This window comes from Microbulbifer maximicatervae (SeqCode), assembly GCF_052466985.1.
This window is the reverse complement of record NZ_CP174298.1, coordinates 5,191,507-5,206,807: the sequence shown is the minus strand read 5'-3', so window position 1 is coordinate 5,206,807 and position 15,301 is coordinate 5,191,507. Positions and strand designations below refer to the sequence as shown.

The following is a 15,301-nucleotide window of genomic DNA, read 5'->3' as shown; positions in this document are numbered from 1 at the left end:
CCTTGCTGCCTTGACTAGTTATGTTTTCATTGAACTCGTTCAAGGTGCTTTCCAGATAGTATTTGATCAAAATCTAACTGTATTGGTAGATTAATAGGTGGGACTCCTTTAATTTCAACTTGTGCACGCCTGAGTGGAGCGCCAAAAGTTAAACAGTTAGCGCATTCCTCTACTTTTGATATTATGACAACAGAGCCAGTAGGCAGCGTTTCTCTTGTTACCACCTCTGGACCACTCCAGCCAGGATCTCGTGATGAAATAATATAAACATGAATTTCATCGTTATAGCCTGGTGGCAAGTTAACCCCGGAATAGTCCATATCGGATATTAGTTTATATTGCTTGCCAATATATTGAGAATACTCTGGCTCACTGCTGATATCTTTGTACTCTGCATGACAAGCTGAAAGCAACAATGCCAAAGCTACTACAATAATTGTCCCTAATTTATTATTCATGTTTGCTCACACATAACGCCGCTAGCAGGGGCAGCCGGAGCGCTTGGCGGGCGAAGCGCGCCGCGTAGGCTGTCCAGCCGAGCCCCGAAGGGGCTGGGCGATCCTGCCTAGCCTGGTTATGGCTGACGCACTCAGACCCAACTACTAGCACTTTGCCAGCCACGGCTTGGCTGGCCGCTGCCAAAATTTACGAGGAAAGAATACTGAACTTCCCCCAACTCTTTATTCTCTTACTGGCACTCCGCAAAACTGCAGCGAACTACCCTTTTCTGCCAAACATGAACGACCACTCTAGGAACGAACATGATTGAATAGCAACCGGCCACAATGGCTCGATATTGAATTGCTATTTAGTGGTACTGAACTTTCAGAAACCACGGAAAACTAAAAAATACCGACCGGCACCATAACGTTGCCAGCAAGGGCAGCCGAAGCAAAGCGTAGGCTGTCCAGCCCAGCCACCGGCTGGGCGATCTTGCCTGGCCTGGTTATAGCTGGCGCGCTCTGAACGACCTACTTGCTCTCTGCCAGCCAACTTTGGCTGGCCACTGCCCGATAAATTTACAGGGAAAAATACCATACTTTCCCCACCAGTTAACTAGCTGATTGGCACTCCACAATGGTGCAGCTGGCTTGCAGAACTTGTTGGCTTTAAACGAAGGCACTTGAACGAAACTGCGGTACCAGTTTGAAGGAGAACTCTCTGGCGAAGCGTGTTCAGGTAGAGATTGTTACTTGCAGCAACTACAAACCATCTAAAAAATGACCGCCACAATAACGCCTGGCACAGCGGGCGACTTGGAGTGACAAAGGAACGGAAAGGAGGTCCGCCTGCTGCCACTCGTTAAGTATTATTCTGCCGGTTCGATTTGCCATGTGATCTTACTAGTACCTTCACTCTCTGAAATAGTGTAGATAAACCCAAATTTGTAACCTACCGGCCGATTTTTAAGGTAATCACCAGATTTTGATATATATACCTCGATCGGATTTTCTTTGACTGACTGGCCATAAAAATATACTCGGTGGATTGCACCAGCTTTCATGGTTCTGAAGCTTCCCTTGCATTGAGTACCCTCGGCAACTTTTAAATCGATAAATCGCTCATTGGTAGCAACCACATATCCTTCGCCTAAACAAACTGCGACTGTGCTAGCAGAAACCGATGATGTAAATAGAAAGATTAAAAGTGCTATCAGTTTATACATAAGCTAAATACTTAACGTTGCCAACAGCGGAAGCTTTGCAGCGGCGAAGCCGCGGAAAAGCTGTCCAGCGCACGCAGTGCGCGTTGCTGCTTGGCCTTGTTATAAGTGACGCTACCCAATAATTTCATTTTTAGCACCGACAATTTTGCGTGCAACCCTAAGACAATGCTCTTTGCTAGCACCCAAACCAATATTGCCCTCTATTGTTGCTACCAGTGACGAGGATATATGCTCGGCATCTTTACCCTCGACCGCAAGACGAAAAATATGTGGCAGATAACTCTGATACTCGTCGCGAGCTTCTGGCATGTCATTTACACCAATAGGGTCCCAGTCACACCATAAAATTTCATCTATGACTTTGTAGAATTCTAGTTCTTCTGGAGGTAATTTCTTGCCCATACTCTTACTTATAACAGTTAATTCAAAAGAAGCATCTTTATATCATCCTTCTATATAATTCTACTCTCTTCTTTCAAGATAACCTCAAAAATCCAATAATATCAAAAAGTTAAGAAATTTGGCATATTTCTCTACAGGTAGATATATAGCAGGCGCTATATATCTACCTGCTTTTTCCGCTCTTTATAACATTACCTACCCTATAAAAATCAAAGAGATAGATCGTCACCTCCAGAAATAGGAGAAGCTTCTCTTGAATTCTGATATTGACAGCAAGACAAAAGAGCAAATACTGTATATAAAAACAGTATAAGGGCAATATCATGGACGACATTCGCCACAAAATCCCAGGTAAGCCTGAACGATTTATGGACAATCTGCGATTTCATATTCGAAAGCAAGGACTATCGTACCGAACAGAGCAAACTTACACCCATTGGATTAAACGTTTCATTCATTTCAATAAAAAGAAGCACCCTAACGATATGGGAGCTGTTGAGATTGAGACGTTTCTCTCTCACCTTGCAGTTCAGGGCCTTTGCTCAGCAAATACACAGCGAATAGCCCTGAATGCTTTGATATATCTGTACAAGAGATTCTTAGGTAGAGATATTCAGGCACTGGACTTTAAACTGGCAAAACAACAGAAGTACTTGCCTGTGGTTTATAGCCGTAGAGAAATATCAGCAATTTTGGATTGTTTGGAAGGCACCTACAGATTACAGGTTGAACTAATGTACGGTAGTGGTCTTCGCAGTGCCGAACTGCTTTCTTTACGCATAAAGGATATAGACTTCGACAGCAATAATATTTTTGTTCGAGGTGGTAAGGGGGATAAGGACCGCACTACGATATTACCTAATGGGTTAATTGTGCAGTTACATAGGCAGGTGGAGACTGCTTCCCTATTACACCAACAAGATCTTTTGGCTGGTTTTGGTTCGGTTTATTTACCTAACGCTTTGGAAAGAAAGTATCCAAGTGCAAGCCGACAACTGGCTTGGCAATACCTTTTCCCTTCCAGCACCATCGGCCAATGTCCTCGCTCCGGTGAAAACAGAAGGCACCATATGCACGCAACAACTTTAGCGCGCCAGGTTCGTATAGCTGTCAAGCTAGCGGGAGTCAACAAACCGGCGCGTTGCCATGCATTTCGCCATAGCTTTGCGACTCACTTGCTCGAAGCGGGTTATGACTTGCGTACGATTCAGGAGTTGCTAGGGCATTCGGATGTTAGTACTGCTGAAATTTATACCCATGTCGTAAATCGGGGAAATAAAGGCGTTTTAAGCCCCTCAGATCGACTGTGCAACATTAATAAAATTGAGGAGGCTGGAGCTAACTATTTTGTTGGCAGTAAGGCAGGGGAAGCCCAGGGGCTTGGCTTATTGGCTGCATCTTAGTAGCGAAGAGATTGGATATCGGCTTTCGCCGGTATCCAATAGAAAAAAGCCGATCGAATTATCCCGGTGTTACATCGCCGTTTTGCGCGCGGTGGCGCAGTGCGTGATCGATCAGAACCAGGGCCATCATGGCTTCAGCGATAGGCGTTGCTCGAATACCAACACAGGGGTCGTGGCGGCCTTTGGTGACGACTTCAATAGGATTGCCGGAGCGGTCAACGCTGCGGCCGGGAATGCGCAAACTGGAAGTCGGCTTCAGGGCGATATGGGCAATGACATCCTGGCCACTGGAAATACCACCCAAGACACCCCCGGCATTATTCGACAGGAACCCCTCTTCTGGAGTGATCTCATCTCGGTGCTCAGTACCCTTTTGCTCCACGCTGTCAAAACCAGCTCCAATTTCCACGCCTTTTACCGCGTTAATACTCATTAAGCCGTGGGCCAGATCTGCATCCAGGCGATCAAAAATAGGTTCACCCAGTCCAGCAGGAACGCCGCTGGCGTGTACTGAGATACGCGCACCGATGGAGTTCCCCTCTTTAATCAGCTCCTGCATATAGGTCTCCATTTCGGGGACCCGATCAGCATCCGGGCTAAAGAAGGGGTTTTGTTCTACCTGGTCCCAATCCAGTTTTTGTACTTTGATCGGGCCCAATTGTGAGAGATAACCGCGCACTTCAATACCGTATTTTTGTTTTAGCCATTTTTTGGCGATGGCCCCGGCGGCAACCCGCATGGCAGTTTCACGGGCGGAGGATCGGCCACCCCCACGGTAGTCGCGGATGCCGTATTTTTGCCAATAGGTGAAATCGGCATGGGCTGGCCTTACCTGTTCAGCGATATTGCTGTAGTCCTTGGAGCGCTGGTCGGTATTTTCAATTAACAGACCAATGGGCGTGCCGGTGGTTTTTCCTTCGAAAACACCGGAAAGGATTTTTACCTGGTCGGGTTCGCGGCGCTGGGTGGTATAGCGGGAAGTGCCGGGCTTGCGGCGGTCCAGCTCTCGCTGAATTTCTTCTTCACTAATCCCCAGACCCGGAGGGCATCCATCGACGATACAACCGAGCGCGGGGCCGTGGCTTTCGCCAAAGGTGGTGACACAAAACAGCTTGCCAAAGGTATTGCCCGACATAGACGACTTTTCCAGCTAGTAGGTAGTAAAACAGGATGGCCCACAATAGGGGCGCGCATTATAAATGATCTGCCCGCCCCAGTGCGCAGACTGGGGCAAAAAGCACAAGTGTCCGCAGAACCGGGCTTGTGCCCATAACCCGGCAACCGAGATTGCCGGGGAGGCAAAAGGAATTATTCCTTTTCGAAGTAGGGTTGGTAGGCGAGCAGTTCTTCCCGGCTGATGGCAAAAACACCGTGGCCACCATCCTCAAACTCGGGCCACATAAACGGCACCTCCGGGAAGGCTTTTTCCAGGGCTTCCCAGCTATTGCCCACTTCGCAGATCAACAGCCCGTCGGGCTGTAAGTGGTTGGCAGCCTCGCGCAGCAGTCGGCGGGTAAAATCGAGACCGTCATCGCCAGAGCCCAGGGCTATATCCGGCTCAGCGTGGTATTCCTCAGGCATTTCGGCCAGATCGCGGGCATCGACATAGGGCGGGTTGCACACGATCAACTCGTAACTCATACCGTGCAGGCCGGAAAATAGGTCCGACTGCACTGCGCGCACACGTTCGTTCAACTCGTGACGATTGATATTGATCTGTGCAACTTCGATCGCGTCCTCGGAAATATCGCTCACATCGACACGCGCTTCCGGGAAGGCCTCGGCACAGGCGATACCGATACAACCGCTACCACAACAGAGGTCCAGAATCGCCAGGGGCTCAACATTGAGCCAGGGCTGGAAGTTGTGGCGAATCATCTCGCCAATCGGTGAACGGGGTACCAGTACCCGCTCATCCACATAAAATGTCATATCGCAGAAATGCGCTTCCTTGGTCAGGTACGCCGCCGGTATCCGCTCGCTAAAGCGCCGCTCCAGGATAGTGAGTACGTCGCGGCGCTCCTCCATGGTCAAACGGGCCTGGAGTATCTCCGGCTTACTATAAGGGGGGAGATGCAGGGCGTGGGTTACCAGTAAAACGGCCTCGTCCCAGGCGTTGTCGGTGCCATGGCCGTAGTAGAGGTCGGCCTCATTGAATCGGCTGGTCCCCCAGCGGATATAGTCCAAAACCGTGGTCAGTTCGTGGAGGCTTGTTTCACGCCTTTCTATCATCAATCTATCCTTAAGTGCTTTGTATCTCGTCGGGGCCCACTGTCACTAGCGGGTGTCCTCTGTTGTTGCTGCAGAGGGGCCAATCAATGCCCGGGGAGTGTAGTTTGCTCACACCAAATAAGCGACGAGTAAGGTTAAGTGGCCATTTTACAGCTGCTACCTAAAGGCCCTAAGCCATTTTTCCGCCCAACTTCCTCTGCCCTGCTAACAAAACAGCCTTCGCCAGTGGTCGTCAAATAACAGCTAACAGGCTCCTGGGGCCGCGTGGATCTTTACTCTCGGGTTACAAACGCTTAGGGTAGCGCACCCGCCCTTCGGGCTGAGATGTTGGAAAGAGCAGCATGAACGAACATTACGCGCGAATTATTGAAGCAATCGGCGAAGATCCGCAACGCCCTGGGCTCAAAGACACCCCGGAGCGCGCCGCCAAAGCCATGGAATACCTGACCCGCGGCTATAAACAGACCGTGGAAGATGTAGTCAACGACGCGCTCTTCCCGTCCGACTGCAGCGAAATGGTGTTGGTTAAGGATATCGAACTCTACTCCCTGTGTGAGCACCACCTGCTGCCGTTTATCGGCCGCGCCCACGTAGCCTATATTCCCAATGGCAAGGTCGTTGGCCTGTCCAAGGTAGCACGCATTGTGGATATGTTTGCGCGCCGCCTGCAGATCCAGGAGCAGCTGACCGTAGAGATCGCCGAGACCCTGCAAAACGTTACCGGTGCTGCCGGTGTCGGCGTGATCATCGAAGCCAAGCATATGTGCATGATGATGCGCGGTGTGGAAAAACAGAACTCTGTGATGAAGACTTCGGCTATGCTCGGTACTTTCCGCAGCAACCAGGCCACCCGCAACGAGTTCCTCTCCCTGCTGCGCCAGTAAACGCCACAGGTACCCAGCGGCCGCCAGGGCCGCTTTGACCGAGGAGTGACCGCTATGCCTCACCTGATCATAGAGTATGCGAAAAATCTGGAAGAGAAGATTTCTGTCGCTGCACTGGTCAGCTCGGCTCAGGAGGCGATGCACCGTTCCGGTTTGTTCGCCTCCCACAATATCAAGACTCGCGCCAAGTCCTACGATCAGTTTATCGCTGGGGACAATGGCAACAGCTTTATCCACGCAGAGATCCGCTTGCTTGAAGGGCGCTCTACGCGGGAAAGGGAGGCATTGAGCTCGGCGGTTTTTAACAGCCTGTGCCAATTTGCCGAGGGAGTTCCCGCAGTCTCGGTAGAGGTGCGGGAGATGGATGCCAGCTGCTATTCCAAACGGGTTCCCTTCTAAGCGGTTTCACCGCGCAAGAAAGGCCCAAACCACTCTGCAATCGCCCGGGCACCGCTCTCCTCCAGGTGTAAGTGGTGGCTTCCGGGAATCTCACGTGCCTCAATACCCGGAAACTCTTGCAGTACAGGGCGCAGGCGCTTGAGCATATCTGCGATACCATCTTCAGCGAGAACCAGCTGCACCGGCATCTTCAATCGGGATAAGTAAGCTTTAATCTGTGGCTCATTGAGCTTGGCTGTGGAAGCCGCCATCAGCCGGGGGTCATTACTCCACATATAGCCTCCCTCCACTTCCCGGGTGCCCCGCTCAGTCAATACCTGCGCTGCCCACTCAGTTAGCGGGAACATGCCATTTTTGCGCGCTTCGACCGCCTCTTCGAAGGTACCGTAAACCCGCAGCTTGCGCGTGCCGTAACGGGCTCTCTGGGCAATGGCCTTGGCCAGGTTCTCCGGAGCTTTTTCATCTTCGGTGGAGGGAGGTACCAGGCCATCGATCAGTGCCAGGCGCTTTACCCGATCGGGAAAAGCACCTGCGGTTATCACCCCGGCGATAGCACCTCGGGAGTGCGCCACAATGGAGAACTTGCGCCAGCCCAGCGCGTGTACCGCCCCCAAAATATCTTCCGCCTCTTCCCAGATGTTGTAGTTGGCATCGAGTGAGCGGTGATAGCTGCGTCCGTGGCCCGGCATATCTATCGCTACCAGATTAATTCCGCTGAGCAGGGGAGCCAGCCGACTGAAGGTGGCACAGTTATCCAACCAGCCGTGAAGAGCAATTACCGGCTCTCCCTCTGGATCGCCCCACTGGCGTGCAGCAATCGACTTGTGATCAAACTCAAGGGTGATTTCACGGGGAGTGATTTGATTTATCGCCAAAGTGATATCCACCGGATAGTGACTAAAACAGGTGGTGAAATGGTGCGGCCCACCAACAACATCCGCAATGACAGTTGTGATCAGCGCAATAGGGATTTACTGGCAGACACAACCGGAAAAGTTACTCTGCGTGCTGCAACCACTCCAGGTCAGCGCAGCCATTAGCCCATACATCCGCACTGACACAGGCGAGGCTGGAAGTGCCCATCGGGTGTTCGTTACCGCTGCCACAGAGGCCATTGAGCAGGCTGCCCACCAGAGGCTGGTGACTAACCAGCAGAAGCGGAAAGGTATCCTGGGTTTGCAAATGATCGAGCAGTTGCTGTGGGTAAGTATTGCCGATCAGCAGCGGCTCGGTAATAACGGGCAACCCCAGTTGAGCGGCAGCAATCTCAGCGGTTTCCTGGGTGCGTACAAATGGGCTGGCCCAAATAGCCTTTACCGCCGCCAGTTCCTCGGCGCGCTTTTTACAAACCTGTGCAACCTGCCTGCGCCCGCGCTCTGTCAGGGCTCTTTCTGCATCATTGGCGAGCATGGGCTCGGCTTTACCGTGACGCAAAATAAACAGCTGCATGGGGCTTCCTCAAGGGTAGGTTGTGACTTTGTTGATATCTGCGGGAATATTCACAGGGAGGGCAGCAGATATTTATCCGGTGCCCACGGATAAGGCACCGGATAAATTAGCGATAGGAAAAGCGATCAGTTCTTGTCGACAGGTTTGTCGGCGTCGTCGGCACTTTCCTCTACTAGCTCGGGCTTTTCACTGCTCTCGGGCTCGGAGCTACCCAGGATAATGGCATCCTCGGCTTCGTCTTCAGCCTTGTCCTTTTCACGCTTTACTTCCGTAGAAACCACTTCTGCAGAAACATCTTCGGCGCCCTCGTAACCGGACAAATCTTCTACTTCAGATTCAGGCCACTCGGCAAACGGGAAAGGTTTTTCGTCGGAGTTGTAGATCAGGAACTGGATCGCCTGGTAAACATAGGAGGCGAGCTGATCGCCAAAGCGACGCAGATTATCGTTGGATTTCCCGCTGATAATCGAAAACAGGAATTGCAGTATCACTACCGCCATCAGTAACCACGCGGCAACCTGAAGGCACACTGCAAACAGCACCATATAGATAAGGCGCACCCACTGGTTGCCGGAAGTAAGATTGCGCTTTAGATCGTCATTTTTCATATGAGGCTTCCATTTAAGGCTTGGCCGAGTAGGCCACATCAAAAGTTTGTGCGCCCGACATCAAATTACGAATCACCTCAGGAATCGGCCGCTGTTCAAATAATATGGCGTGAATCGCGGAAACCAAGGGCATGTAGACACCCATTTCGTCAGCTTTCTGTTTAATCAGACGAACCGTATTCACACCTTCGGCCACCTGACCGATTTCTGCGACAGCCTGATCGAGCGGCTTGCCTTTACCGACCATATACCCCACCCGATAATTTCGGCTGAGGTCTGAGGAACAGGTCAGAATCAAGTCGCCGACACCGGCGAGGCCGATAAACGTCATGGGATCGGCACCCATCGCTTCGGCAAAACGCATCATTTCTGCCAGGGAGCGGGTGATCAATAAACTGATGGTATTTTGCCCGCGCTCCAGTGCCGCAGCCATACCAGTGATGATCGCGTAGATATTTTTTAGCGCACCGGCAAGCTCGACTCCAAACACATCGCTACTGGAATAAACCCGGAAAGTCTCCGAGTGCAGTGCCGATTGAATCGCTTTGCAAAGCGCCTCGTCTTCACTGGCCACCACCGTTGCAGTGTAGTGCCCCGCAACAATTTCTTTTGCAAAATTTGGTCCGCTCAAGACCCCGACACGCATGTCGGTGGTTTCTTCGCGCAGGATATCGCTCATTAAGTGGAAGTTGTCGTGCTCGATTCCCTTAGTGGTGGAGATCAGCCTGGTGCCCGGCGCCAACAACGGGGCTACTTTTTTTACCACCTCGCGAAAGGATTTACTGGGTATCGCGACAAAAACGATACTGCAACCATCGACCGCTTGCTCCAGGTCGCTGGTAAGTTGTAATTCCGGGTGCAGGGGCACGCCGGGCAGGTATTTATGGTTTTCTCGAGTGTCGCGACACTCAGCCGCCGTCTCCGCGTTGCGCATCCACTGGCGGGTGTCGTGGCCGTTGCCCGCCACAATGTTAGCAATCGCGGTTCCGAAACTGCCGCCGCCCAATACGGCAATAGCGAGGGGGTTGGAAGTTTCTTTTTGCATTGTCACACCGATAAAGCTTCTTATAAGACTTGCGGATTATAGAGGCATGACCCGCTGAGCCCAATGGGGTCAATTTGTTTTAAACTTCTGCCAATTGTGCGAAACGGCACAGTAAATAGCAAAAACGGCCCTCTGCCTTGACCAACCGATAAAACACCGTTCGATCCGGCAGGGGCCGCTTCTGGGACCAGCAAAGTCTAAAACAACTCCGCTGGCCATCGCTTAGCACCAATCAATAGCGCTGACTTAGCCGTGCATTTCCAGCAGCAGCGTGTTCAGGCGGCGCACATAATCCGCCGGATCTGCCAACTGGTTACCGGCAGCCAGATTAGCCTGGTCCATCAGGATATTGGTGAGATCCGCAAAGCGATCTTCATCCGCCTCCTGGTCCAGACGCTGTACCAGTGGGTGGGACGGATTGATTTCAAAGATCGGCTTGGCATCTGGCAGGGCCTGGCCGGCCTGCTCCAGAATGCGGCGCATTTGCGGGCCCATATCCTGTTCGCTCACCACCAGACACGCTGGGGAGTCCACCAGGCGAGTGGTTGCGCGTACGGATTCAACGCGACCCTCCAGAACCTCCTGTACACGCTCAACCAGGGCACCGGACTCCTGCTCAACTTTTTCGCGCTCAGCCTTGTCCTCATCGCTCTCGGCTTCACCCAGATCCAGCGCACCTTTGGCCACGTCCTGGAACTGCTTGCCATCGAACTCGTTCATATGGCCCACGAACCACTCGTCCACCTGATCGGTGAGCAGCAGCACTTCGATGCCCTTCTTGCGGAATACTTCCAGGTAGGGGCTGGACTTGGCCGTAGCGAAGTTGTCGGCACACACGTAGTAGATCGCCTTTTGGCCATCCTTCATGCGACCCACATAGTCTTCCAGGGATTGATCCTGCTTCTCGGTATCGGTATGGGTGCTGGCAAAGCGCAGCAGCTTGGCAATTTTCTCTTTGTTGGAGAAATCTTCAGCCGGACCTTCTTTCAATACATTGCCGAACAGATCCCAGAGCTTCTGGTATTCATCGCCATCTTTCTTCGCCAATTTATCCAGCATATCCAGAACACGCTTGGTCAGCGCGCTCTTGATCGCATCAGTATTGCGATCTTTTTGCAGGATTTCACGGGATACGTTCAGCGGCAGATCATTGGAGTCCAGAACACCTTTCACGAAACGCAGGTACAGCGGCAGGAACTGCTCCGCATCGTCCATGATAAAAGTGCGCTGCACATACAGCTTGAGGCCGCGGGCGGCATCGCGCTGGTACAGATCAAACGGTGCGCGCGCCGGAATGTAAAGCAGGCTGGTGTAATCCTGTTTGCCCTCTACGCGGTTGTGGCTCCAGGTTAAGGGTTCGTCAAAATCGTGGGAGATATGCTTGTAGAACTCCTTGTACTCCTCAGATTTCACATCGGAGCGGGGGCGAGTCCACAGGGCCTGGGCAGCGTTTACTGCTTCAAACTCAGGCGCCTTCTCTTCCTTCGGTTCTTCGCCCTCTTCCGCCGCCGGCATTTCCTCTTTCAGCATTTCCACCGGAATGGCGATGTGATCGGAGTACTTTTTAATGATGGAGCGCAGGCGCCAGCTATCGGCAAACTCTTTCGCTTCTTCTTTCAGGTGCAGAACCACTCGAGTGCCGCGCTGGGGCCATTCAACAGTCTCTACGGAGTATTCCGCTTCACCGTGACACTCCCAGTGCACACCCTGGTCGGAATTCAAGCCGGCGCGACGGGTGAATACGTCCACTTTGTCAGCGACGATAAAGGCGGAGTAAAAGCCCACACCGAACTGGCCGATCAGGTGCGCATCTTTCTTCTGGTCTCCGGTCAGCTGCTGCATAAACGCAGAGGTGCCCGAGCGGGCGATAGTACCGAGGTTTTCGATAACTTCATCGCGGCTCATACCAATACCGTTATCGGTAATGGTGAGTGTGCCCTCTTCCTTGTCAAACTCGATGCGAATGCGCAGGTCTGCATCTTCACCCAGTAATTCGGGCTTGGACAGCGATTCAAAACGCAGCTTGTCGGCGGCATCAGAAGCGTTGGATACCAGCTCGCGCAGGAAAATCTCCTTATTGGAGTAGAGCGAGTGGATCATCAGGTGCAGTAGCTGCTTGGCTTCCGTCTGGAATCCATGGCTCTCTTTTTGGGCCTCAACGGTCATCTATTCGGTCTCCCCGTAAACGTCAATCGGAACAGGGAGCAAATATTGGGATCAGCCAGCAGGTTTCAAGGGGGGAAGGACAATCACTTACCAGTGGAGATCAGCGATCTCCACTGGTTTGAGCGGTAGCGAGATTGCCTTTGCCAGTAATATCGATCACGAAATTGGCAGTGAGATCTGAGATCACACGGGACTCCGCATTCATCAGAATAGCGATACCCACTTTCAACTTTTCCGAGTAGGCAACCGCCGCACGGAAGCCCGCAACCCAACCGCCGTGGTAAATAATACGGTCGTCACCAATGGTATAGAGGCGCCAGCCCAGACCATAGCCCGCGTGAGACAGGTAATCTCTCCAGATACGATGGCGCATATGGCGCTGGGTAGCGACTCGCTCAGTAGTCATATCGGCGATCACTTCCGGTGACAGTACCTTCGGGTAGTAGCCCATCTGCGCTTTCAGCCACTGGGCCATATCGGAGATACTGGCATTCACTCCCGCCGCCGGTGCAGCAAAGTAGTATTCCTTCTCCACTTTTACCGGGCGCCAACCGCTGCCTGTCTGAATATGGGGTGCCGCACGGTTATCGGAGGCCATAAAGCTCTCCCAGCCGACCGATGCGTTCTGCATTTTCAGCGGGACAAAAATTCTCTTCTTAAGCTGGCTGGCAAAGGAGACCCCGGTCGCCTCAAAAATCACATCCTCAATCAGGCTGAACAACACATTCTGGTAGCCGTAGCATTTTCCCGGCGTGCAGCGCGGATCGATATTGGCAAACTTGGGCAATATCTTGCTGAGAGGCTTGTTGTCCTCAAGGTAGTTGTCGTAGGCGTTGGGGGTCAGACCCGAGGAATGGCTGAGTAAGTGCTCCACCTGAAGCTGGCGAGACAGCGAGGGCGTCTTAAAGCTCAGGTCTGGCACATAGTTGACCACCTTGTCATCCCATTTGAAGCGATCTTCATGCTCCAACATAGTGGCCATACTGGCGGCGAAGGTCTTGGATACCGAGGCCAGACGGAACACCGTGTCCTGATCCACCTTGCCGGATTTACCCCTGACCCTGACGCCATAGGTGTCCATCGCGACCACCCGGTTGCCATCCACGATGACATAGGCGCCGCCGGGTATAGACTTACCCGCCATCATCTGTTTGAAGTATCGGCCAAACTGTTTGGCCCTGTCGTCTATATCAGCCGCTTGCGCAGGCAGGGACAGACTCCCCAGAATCACCAGGAAGAGGAAAAAACGTGCCATAGAGGCGCGCATGACGTAGACGATATTTGAAAGAATTGCAGGTCTCATAAGCAAATCGAGCCGCCAAAGCAATCCGGTAGTTGCAGATAAGACTAGCAGCCAGCGGGCAAAAACTCTATTTAGGCGCCACGCAGGACTGACCGCTGAATTCTAGTCTGCACTTTTCTCGAGCGCGGGGACGGTCATGCCAATCAGCGCAGATCAGCGCAACAAGGCTTGTACAAACAAAAAAACCGCCTTGCGGCGGTTCTTCTTTTGGGGCCCGGAGACCCCAGCGCAAAAAGCGTCTTACAGCTTCTCAGCGTTCTCGCTCAGGTAAGCCGCTACACCTTCCGGAGAAGCGTTCATACCTTTGTCGCCTTCCTGCCAGCCGGCGGGGCAAACTTCACCGTGCTCCTGGTGGAACGCCAGAGCGTCAACCATGCGCAGCATTTCGTCAACGTTACGGCCCAGCGGCAGATCGTTAACTACTTGGTGACGTACAGTGCCTTCTTCGTCGATCAGGAAGGAACCGCGGAAAGCAACGCCAGCGTCAGCTTCTACGTCGTACGCCTGGCAGATTTCGTGCTTAACGTCTGCAACCAGAGTGTACTTAACCGGGCCGATACCACCGTCGTTGACGGAGGTATTACGCCATGCGTTGTGAGAGAACTGGGAATCGATGGATACACCGATTACCTCAACACCGCGCTTTTCAAACTCAGCGAAACGGTGGTCGAAAGCGATCAGCTCAGAAGGACATACGAAGGTGAAGTCCAGCGGGTAGAAGAAAACTACAGCCTTCTTACCTTTGATTGCTTCTTTCAGGTTAAAAGTATCGACGATCTCGCCGTTACCCAATACCGCTGCAGCGGTGAAATCCGGAGCCGGCTTGCCTACCAGAACTGCCATGAAAACCTCCTCAATCCAATGATGGGTTGTTGATGATACGTAGAGTGTTCAATTTATGAGCAACAGCTATAAATCGAATGGGAATTAATAGTGGGCCGCTATGATACACACCCACTTATTTCAGGCCCATAAATTTTTTAAATCAGGCTGATAGCAGAACGGCTATGCGTGAACTAACACCCAAAATAGGATGACCTACCCGCAAAAATGTACAAATAGCAAACAAAGAGGGCGAAATGCGACCATTCCGGAATCTTATTGACACTCATTCTCAATTGCAATAGGATTCCTACCTGACTACTATTGAGTAAGAGTTGAACAGAGCCACCGCCATGTATGTATGTATTTGTAAGGGCATAACTGACCGCCAGATTAAAGAGGCGATCTATGATGGCTCCACTTCGGTGAAGGCGTTAAGACGCCAGCTGGGCGTTTCTTCTCAATGTGGACGCTGTGCCGAGCAGACCAAGGAGATCATCGACGAGACCATGAGCGGTGGGATGGTGTCCTCTGCCAACAACGGCCTCTTCTACTCCGCCAGCTGACCGTCCAATATGGCCACCCTCCTCTGGTGGCCTCTATACCACTTTTATCTACCCAGCCCTCCAGCTCTTCGTAAAATCTTAAAAACCTGTATAAGACTCCCATCCAAGTCGAACTAGCGTGCCTCCACTGTCTTTATCTCCGCTCTCAACCTGAACACATATCGGCCAACCTTGGGCAGCTATAAATCTCAACCTGCAAACGCGTCTCCCAGCTTTACATACCGGCCAAACTCTAGCCCTCCGATTTACTTACCTCTCCAATCTCAATGCAATACCCCTTGGATCGGAAAAGTTGGATATTGAGAAAATCTGTTTTAGAAAGCCCCAAAACAACTCCGTGATGTTTTTGGTTTTTA

At 52.0% G+C, this 15,301-nt stretch carries 16 protein-coding genes; 4 read left to right on the top strand and 12 right to left on the bottom strand.

Going from position 1 to position 15,301, the window contains the following annotated elements; genetic code table 11:
* Positions 1-26 precede the first annotated feature (26 nt).
* The 3 genes from ACJJI3_RS22810 to ACJJI3_RS22800 all read right to left on the bottom strand — a co-directional run bounded on the left by ACJJI3_RS22810 (position 27) and on the right by ACJJI3_RS22800 (position 2,068).
* Positions 27-458 carry a hypothetical protein gene (locus ACJJI3_RS22810; protein ID WP_444941018.1) on the bottom strand — a complete coding sequence of 144 codons (432 nt, stop codon included), beginning with the start codon at positions 456-458 and terminating at the stop codon, positions 27-29.
* Between the two features lie 851 nt (positions 459-1,309).
* Positions 1,310-1,666 carry a hypothetical protein gene (locus ACJJI3_RS22805; RefSeq protein WP_444941017.1) on the bottom strand — a complete coding sequence of 119 codons (357 nt, stop codon included), beginning with the start codon at positions 1,664-1,666 and terminating at the stop codon, positions 1,310-1,312.
* 111 nt (positions 1,667-1,777) lie between these two features.
* A complete protein-coding gene (locus tag ACJJI3_RS22800) occupies positions 1,778-2,068 on the bottom strand; it encodes a hypothetical protein (RefSeq protein WP_444941016.1) in 291 nt (96 codons plus the stop codon).
* 323 nt (positions 2,069-2,391) lie between these two features.
* Here ACJJI3_RS22800 and ACJJI3_RS22795 point away from each other — a divergent pair, with 323 nt between their 5' ends.
* Entirely contained in the window at positions 2,392-3,471 is a 1,080-nt protein-coding gene (locus tag ACJJI3_RS22795) for an integron integrase (protein WP_444941015.1), read from the top strand.
* Between the two features lie 58 nt (positions 3,472-3,529).
* On the opposite strand, the gene aroC is transcribed toward ACJJI3_RS22795, so the two are convergent.
* The gene (gene aroC, locus ACJJI3_RS22790; RefSeq protein WP_444941014.1) at positions 3,530-4,606 is read right to left on the bottom strand and encodes a chorismate synthase; all 1,077 of its coding nucleotides are present in this window, start codon (positions 4,604-4,606) and stop codon (positions 3,530-3,532) included.
* Between the two features lie 173 nt (positions 4,607-4,779).
* On the bottom strand, positions 4,780-5,703 hold the full coding sequence (gene prmB, locus ACJJI3_RS22785; protein WP_444941013.1) for a 50S ribosomal protein L3 N(5)-glutamine methyltransferase: 924 nt from the start codon (positions 5,701-5,703) through the stop codon (positions 4,780-4,782).
* Positions 5,704-6,044: 341 nt separating this feature from the next.
* Between prmB and folE the strand changes: the two genes are divergently transcribed.
* Together folE and ACJJI3_RS22775 are read left to right on the top strand one after the other, a co-directional pair.
* Positions 6,045-6,587, top strand: coding sequence for a GTP cyclohydrolase I FolE (gene folE, locus ACJJI3_RS22780; RefSeq protein ID WP_282933775.1), 543 nt, complete (start codon positions 6,045-6,047; stop codon positions 6,585-6,587).
* 54 nt (positions 6,588-6,641) lie between these two features.
* Entirely contained in the window at positions 6,642-6,986 is a 345-nt protein-coding gene (locus ACJJI3_RS22775) for a 5-carboxymethyl-2-hydroxymuconate Delta-isomerase (protein WP_282933776.1), read from the top strand.
* Here ACJJI3_RS22775 and ACJJI3_RS22770 read toward each other — a convergent pair.
* The 7 genes from ACJJI3_RS22770 to ACJJI3_RS22740 all read right to left on the bottom strand — a co-directional run bounded on the left by ACJJI3_RS22770 (position 6,983) and on the right by ACJJI3_RS22740 (position 14,400).
* Positions 6,983-7,861 (bottom strand): alpha/beta fold hydrolase, encoded by an 879-nt coding sequence (locus ACJJI3_RS22770; RefSeq protein WP_413662950.1) that lies wholly within the window; start codon positions 7,859-7,861, stop codon positions 6,983-6,985. The two genes, ACJJI3_RS22775 and ACJJI3_RS22770, sit on opposite strands and share 4 nt — an antisense overlap.
* Positions 7,862-7,982: 121 nt before the next feature.
* Positions 7,983-8,435, bottom strand: coding sequence for a phosphohistidine phosphatase SixA (gene sixA / locus ACJJI3_RS22765; protein ID WP_444896453.1), 453 nt, complete (start codon positions 8,433-8,435; stop codon positions 7,983-7,985).
* A 125-nt stretch (positions 8,436-8,560) separates the two neighbouring features.
* Positions 8,561-9,043 carry a DUF4389 domain-containing protein gene (locus tag ACJJI3_RS22760; protein WP_282933779.1) on the bottom strand — a complete coding sequence of 161 codons (483 nt, stop codon included), beginning with the start codon at positions 9,041-9,043 and terminating at the stop codon, positions 8,561-8,563.
* A 13-nt stretch (positions 9,044-9,056) separates the two neighbouring features.
* On the bottom strand, positions 9,057-10,088 hold the full coding sequence (locus tag ACJJI3_RS22755; protein WP_444941012.1) for an NAD(P)H-dependent glycerol-3-phosphate dehydrogenase: 1,032 nt from the start codon (positions 10,086-10,088) through the stop codon (positions 9,057-9,059).
* Between the two features lie 246 nt (positions 10,089-10,334).
* Positions 10,335-12,254 carry a molecular chaperone HtpG gene (htpG, locus tag ACJJI3_RS22750; RefSeq protein ID WP_444941011.1) on the bottom strand — a complete coding sequence of 640 codons (1,920 nt, stop codon included), beginning with the start codon at positions 12,252-12,254 and terminating at the stop codon, positions 10,335-10,337.
* Positions 12,255-12,354: 100 nt separating this feature from the next.
* Positions 12,355-13,557: a serine hydrolase domain-containing protein gene (locus ACJJI3_RS22745; RefSeq protein WP_413662955.1), complete on the bottom strand. Its 1,203-nt coding sequence runs from the start codon at positions 13,555-13,557 to the stop codon at positions 12,355-12,357.
* Between the two features lie 240 nt (positions 13,558-13,797).
* Positions 13,798-14,400 (bottom strand): peroxiredoxin, encoded by a 603-nt coding sequence (locus tag ACJJI3_RS22740; RefSeq protein ID WP_444896448.1) that lies wholly within the window; start codon positions 14,398-14,400, stop codon positions 13,798-13,800.
* A 314-nt stretch (positions 14,401-14,714) separates the two neighbouring features.
* Here ACJJI3_RS22740 and ACJJI3_RS22735 point away from each other — a divergent pair, with 314 nt between their 5' ends.
* Entirely contained in the window at positions 14,715-14,945 is a 231-nt protein-coding gene (locus tag ACJJI3_RS22735; protein ID WP_413662956.1) for a bacterioferritin-associated ferredoxin, read from the top strand.
* Positions 14,946-15,301 lie beyond the last annotated feature (356 nt).

What these genes read in the sequence shown, in the direction of transcription:
- ACJJI3_RS22810 (WP_444941018.1), bottom strand. Translation starts at nt 458, where the DNA reads ATGAATAATAAATTAGGGACAATTATTGTAGTAGCTTTGGCATTGTTG.
- ACJJI3_RS22805 (WP_444941017.1), bottom strand. Translation starts at nt 1,666, where the DNA reads ATGTATAAACTGATAGCACTTTTAATCTTTCTATTTACATCATCGGTT.
- ACJJI3_RS22800 (WP_444941016.1), bottom strand. Translation starts at nt 2,068, where the DNA reads ATGGGCAAGAAATTACCTCCAGAAGAACTAGAATTCTACAAAGTCATA.
- ACJJI3_RS22795 (WP_444941015.1), top strand. Translation starts at nt 2,392, where the DNA reads ATGGACGACATTCGCCACAAAATCCCAGGTAAGCCTGAACGATTTATG.
- aroC (WP_444941014.1), bottom strand. Translation starts at nt 4,606, where the DNA reads ATGTCGGGCAATACCTTTGGCAAGCTGTTTTGTGTCACCACCTTTGGC.
- prmB (WP_444941013.1), bottom strand. Translation starts at nt 5,703, where the DNA reads ATGATAGAAAGGCGTGAAACAAGCCTCCACGAACTGACCACGGTTTTG.
- folE (WP_282933775.1), top strand. Translation starts at nt 6,045, where the DNA reads ATGAACGAACATTACGCGCGAATTATTGAAGCAATCGGCGAAGATCCG.
- ACJJI3_RS22775 (WP_282933776.1), top strand. Translation starts at nt 6,642, where the DNA reads ATGCCTCACCTGATCATAGAGTATGCGAAAAATCTGGAAGAGAAGATT.
- sixA (WP_444896453.1), bottom strand. Translation starts at nt 8,435, where the DNA reads ATGCAGCTGTTTATTTTGCGTCACGGTAAAGCCGAGCCCATGCTCGCC.
- ACJJI3_RS22760 (WP_282933779.1), bottom strand. Translation starts at nt 9,043, where the DNA reads ATGAAAAATGACGATCTAAAGCGCAATCTTACTTCCGGCAACCAGTGG.
- ACJJI3_RS22755 (WP_444941012.1), bottom strand. Translation starts at nt 10,088, where the DNA reads ATGCAAAAAGAAACTTCCAACCCCCTCGCTATTGCCGTATTGGGCGGC.
- htpG (WP_444941011.1), bottom strand. Translation starts at nt 12,254, where the DNA reads ATGACCGTTGAGGCCCAAAAAGAGAGCCATGGATTCCAGACGGAAGCC.
- ACJJI3_RS22745 (WP_413662955.1), bottom strand. Translation starts at nt 13,557, where the DNA reads ATGAGACCTGCAATTCTTTCAAATATCGTCTACGTCATGCGCGCCTCT.
- ACJJI3_RS22740 (WP_444896448.1), bottom strand. Translation starts at nt 14,400, where the DNA reads ATGGCAGTTCTGGTAGGCAAGCCGGCTCCGGATTTCACCGCTGCAGCG.